Genomic DNA, 4,354 nt, shown 5'->3' on the forward strand with positions numbered 1-4,354 from the left:
CCTCGCCGCCGTCCAGGCCGGCCGCAGGGACACGCCCACGCGCGCCGAGCCCGCGCGCCCCGGGGAGGGACGGCCCGGCGCCGACCGCCCCGAACCCGGACGACCAGAACCCGGACGACCAGAACCCGGACGGCCCGAGGCGGGACCCGAGCCCGGAGGACCCGGGGCGGGCGCCACCGGACCGGTACGGCCCGACGCCACGCGTCCCGGCGCGTCCCCGCCGGAGGCCGAGCGGGAGCCCGCCCGCCCCAGGGGCATCCCGTCCGAACCGGCTCCTCCCGAGCCGGGAGGCCCGGAGGCGGACGGCACGCGGACCACCGGACCGGACGAGGCAGGACCAGGCGAGGCCGGGCCGGACGAGGCAGGACCGGACGAGGGCACCGGCCCCGGCGGGGAGCGGCGGGACCCGGGCACGGGGAACGGAGGAGCACGGTGACGGGGACCGGTGGCGAGGTGCTCGTGTCGGCCGAGGGGGTGTTCAAGCACTTCCCGATCCGGCAGGGCATCGTCTTCAAGAAGGAGATCGCGCGCGTCCACGCGGTGGACGGCGTGGACCTGACCGTCCGGCGGGGCGAGACGCTCGGCGTCGTCGGCGAGTCCGGCTGCGGCAAGTCCACCCTCGCGCGCTGCCTGGCGGCCCTGCACCCGGTGACCGGCGGCCGGATCGTGTTCGAGGGCACCGACATCACCCGGCTGTCGCGGGCGGGCCTGAAGGCGTTCCGCCGGGACGTCCAGATGATCTTCCAGGACCCTTACGGGTCGCTGAATCCGCGCCGCCGGGTCGGGTCGATCATCGGCGACCCGTTCGCCATCCACGGCCTCGCCGACGGCGCCGAGCGCAAGAGCCGCGTCCAGGAGCTGATGGAGCTGGTCGGGCTCAACCCCGAGCACTACAACCGGTTCCCCGCCGAGTTCTCCGGCGGGCAGCGGCAGCGCATCGGCATCGCCCGCGCGCTCGCCCTCAAGCCGAAGCTCGTCATCTGCGACGAGCCGGTGTCGGCGCTGGACGTGTCCATCCAGGCCCAGGTCATCAACCTGCTGAAGGACCTGCAGGAGGAGCTCGGCCTCACCTACGTGTTCATCGCGCACGACCTGTCGGTCGTCCGCTACGTGTCGGACCGGGTCGCGGTCATGTACCTCGGCCGGGTCGTGGAGGACGCCGCCGGGGCCGAGCTGTACGGCGGGCCCCGCCACCCGTACGCCGCGGCGCTGCTGTCGGCGGCGTCGATCGCCGACCCCGACGAGGCCGAGCGCGCCGAGCGGATCGTGCTGACCGGCGACGTGCCGTCCCCGATCGACCCGCCGTCCGGCTGCCGGTTCCACCCGCGCTGCCCCAAGGCGCAGGACCGCTGCGTCACCGACGACCCCGCGCTGACCGTCCGCGGCGGCGACCCCGCCGACCACCTGACCGCCTGCCACTTCCCGGTGGAGCCCGGCGAGCACCTGGCGGGCCGGGCCGCGGGCATCAGCCAGGTCTCCACCGAGCCGGAACTGCCGGAGGCGACGCCGTGACGAGCCTGTCCGAACTCGAACCCGAGATCGTCCCGCCGGACGCGGTGGAGGCCCGCGTCCGGGGCCGATCCCCGCTGCAGCTGGCCTGGGCCCGGTTCCGCGACGACAAGGTCGCGCTGGCGTTCCTGGTGATCCTCGCGCTGATCGTGGTGTTCGCGCTGCTGGCGCCGCTGTGGGCGTCCTGGACGGGCCACCCGTACTCCGCGACGTTCCCCAAGACCGGGCTGGACGTCAACGGGCAGCCGGTCGGGCCGTCCCGGGACTTCTGGCTCGGCGCCGACCAGCTCGGCCGCGACGTGCTCGTCCGCGCCGCCTACGGCGCGCGGATCTCGCTGCTGGTCGGCATCGCCGCCGCCGCGCTCGCCTCGGTCGTCGGGGTCCTGGTCGGGACGCTCGCCGGGTACATCGGCGGCGCGTCGGACGCGGTGCTGGCCCGGCTGATGGACATCACCCTCGCGCTGCCCTACCTGCTGATCGCGATCACCCTGGCGGTGACGTTCCAGGTGCAGTCGGTCGCGGCGAGCCTCACGATGACGATCGCGGTGATCGCGTTCTTCTCGTTCGCGGCGACCGGCCGGATCATCCGCGGCCAGGTGATGTCGATCAAGCAGAAGGAGTTCATCGAGGCGGCCCGCTCGCTCGGCGCGGGCCGCTGGCGGATCATGTTCGTGGACGTGCTGCCGAACCTGGTCGCGCAGATCACCGTGCTGAGCTCGCTGCTGATCCCGACCTCGATCGTGTTCGAGTCGACGCTGTCGTTCCTCGGCGTCGGGGTGCGGCCGCCGATGCCGAGCTGGGGCGCGATGCTCGGCGAGGGCAGCGAGGTGTTCCAGACCGCCTGGTGGCTGCTCGTCGTCCCGGCCGTCCTGCTGCTGCTGACCACGCTGTCGTTCAACCTGCTCGGCGACGCGATCCGGGACGCGATGGACCCGCGCGGGGACCGGCAGTCCGGGGGGAAGTGAGCCATGCTCCGTTACGTCATCCGCCGCCTGCTGTACGCGCTGCTGGTGCTGTGGCTGGTGTCGACGCTGGTGTTCGCGTTCCTGCACCTGTCGCCGACGTCGGTCGAGCGGACGATCGGCGGCCCGCGCGCGTCCACCGAGACGCTGGAGCAGATCCGCCGGAACCTCGGCCTGGACCGGCCGGTGCTGGTCCAGTACTTCTCCTGGCTCGGGAACCTGCTGAAGGGCGACCTCGGCCAGTCGTACCTGAACGGCACCTCGGTCGCGTCCATCATCGAGAACCGGCTGCCGACCACGCTGTGGCTGGTCGCGGGCGCCGGGGTGATCTGGCTGGTCGGCGGCGTCGTGTCCGGCGTGTACTCGGCGACGCACCCGCGCTCGGCCGCCGACCGGGGCATCACGGTGATCGTGCTGGTCGGGCTGTCGCTGCCGTCGTTCGTGATGGCGCTGGTGCTGCTGTACGTGTTCTCCACCAAGCTGGGCGAGCTGGGCCTGCCGTACTTCGAGGCGGGGCCGCCGCTGCAGGAGCACTTCCTGCAGCGGATGCTGCTGCCGTGGATCGGCCTGGCTTTCCTGATGGTCGCGACCTACACCCGGCTGACCCGCGGGTCGATGCTGGACGTGATGAGCGAGGACTACATCCGCACCGCGCGCTCCAAGGGCGTGTCGGAGCGGCGGGTGGTGTTCCGGCACGGCCTGCGGTCGGCGCTGACGCCGGTGGTGACGCAGTTCGGCATCGACGTGGGCGCGCTGATCGGCTCGACGATCGTGATCGAGCGGGTGTTCGGGCTGCAGGGCGTCGGGCAGCTGGTCTACCAGTCGATCAACCTCGGCGACACCCCGGTGATCATCGGGGTGACGCTGATGGTGACGCTGTTCGTGGTGGTCGCGAACCTGGTCGTGGACATCGGCTACTCGTTCCTGGACCCGCGCGTCCGCCTCTCGTGACGAACGGCCCGCCGGTGGCGGACGGCCCGCGTGACGGGCCGCGCGCTGTGACGGGCCGCGCGCTGTGACGGGCCGCCCGCCGCCGGGGGACCGGACCGGGCCGTCAGCGGCCCGCGGAGCCGTTGCGGGCCCAGCCCTCGCGGAGGAAGTCGAACCCGGCGGGCAGCGCGCGCGTGACGAAGTCCCAGTCGTGCTCGCCGGGCAGCACCTGCAGCGTCGCGGGCACGCGGGCGGCGTCCAGGAGCCGCTTGAACTGCTGGGAGCTGCCCTCGACCACGGGATTCCCGTCGTCCCGCCCGACGGCCAGGAAGATCCGGACCCGCCGGGCGGCGTCGAGGTGCCGGTCGGGGCTGTTGGCGGCCTCCAGGTCCTCCCGGCCGCCGAACATGTGGTCCGGGTCGTCCACGCCGTAGTACCCGGCGAGCGACACGACCTGCCCGAAAAGGTCGGGGTGGCGCAGCCCGAGGTTCAGCGCGCCGTACCCGCCCATGGAGAACCCGGCGATCGCGCGGTGCGCCGCGTCCCGCGGCCGGGAGCCCTCGACGGCGGGGATGACGGCCTTCAGCAGCCTGCTCTCCACCAGGTCCGACCCGTCGGCGGCGTCGGCCCACTCGGTGTCGTCGTGGTGGTCGCCGTTGCCGTCCGGGACGGCCAGGACGAACGGCTGCCCGCCCCTGCCGAGGTACTTCTTCACCTCGTCGACCAGCCCGTCGTCCACCAGCGTCCTGGGGTCGCCGGGCACGCCGTGCAGGAAGTACACGACGGGCAGCCGGGAGGAGTCGGGCACGTTCGGCCGGTACACGACCAGGTCGTGCGCGGACTTCTCCTCCGGCAGCCGCACCTTGGAGGTGAAGACGCCCACGTGCGCGGGCAGGGCGGGCGGCGGCTCGGCGCGCTCGGCGGCGTCGTGGCCGCCGGTGGCCAGGCCGGCG

General features: G+C 73.4%; 4 protein-coding genes and 1 pseudogene. 4 read left to right on the forward strand and 1 reads right to left on the reverse strand.

All coding sequences use genetic code 11. The features are described from left to right. From DZF91_RS41575 to DZF91_RS27605, 4 genes and pseudogenes are all read left to right on the forward strand, one after another. Nucleotides 1-436, forward strand: a pseudogene (locus DZF91_RS41575) (hypothetical protein); the annotation flags it as partial. Beyond that, nucleotides 433-1,512, forward strand: coding sequence for an ABC transporter ATP-binding protein (locus DZF91_RS27595; protein WP_117360061.1), 1,080 nt, complete (start codon nt 433-435; stop codon nt 1,510-1,512). The pseudogene DZF91_RS41575 and the gene DZF91_RS27595, both read left to right, overlap by 4 nt. Next, on the forward strand, nt 1,509-2,474 hold the full coding sequence (locus tag DZF91_RS27600; protein WP_117360062.1) for an ABC transporter permease: 966 nt from the start codon (nt 1,509-1,511) through the stop codon (nt 2,472-2,474). The genes DZF91_RS27595 and DZF91_RS27600 overlap by 4 nt, the downstream gene beginning before the upstream one ends. Before the next feature lie 3 nt (nt 2,475-2,477). Beyond that, nucleotides 2,478-3,422, forward strand: coding sequence for an ABC transporter permease (locus tag DZF91_RS27605; protein ID WP_117360063.1), 945 nt, complete (start codon nt 2,478-2,480; stop codon nt 3,420-3,422). Nucleotides 3,423-3,525: 103 nt separating this feature from the next. Here DZF91_RS27605 and DZF91_RS27610 read toward each other — a convergent pair. Beyond that, the coding region (locus DZF91_RS27610; protein ID WP_117360064.1) for an alpha/beta hydrolase at nt 3,526-4,354 on the reverse strand (829 nt) is incomplete at its 5' end.

The organism is Actinomadura logoneensis, assembly GCF_003428695.1.
GTDB lineage: Bacteria > Actinomycetota > Actinomycetes > Streptosporangiales > Streptosporangiaceae > Spirillospora > Spirillospora logoneensis.

What these genes read in the sequence shown, in the direction of transcription:
- DZF91_RS27605 (WP_117360063.1), top strand. Translation starts at nt 2,478, where the DNA reads ATGCTCCGTTACGTCATCCGCCGCCTGCTGTACGCGCTGCTGGTGCTG.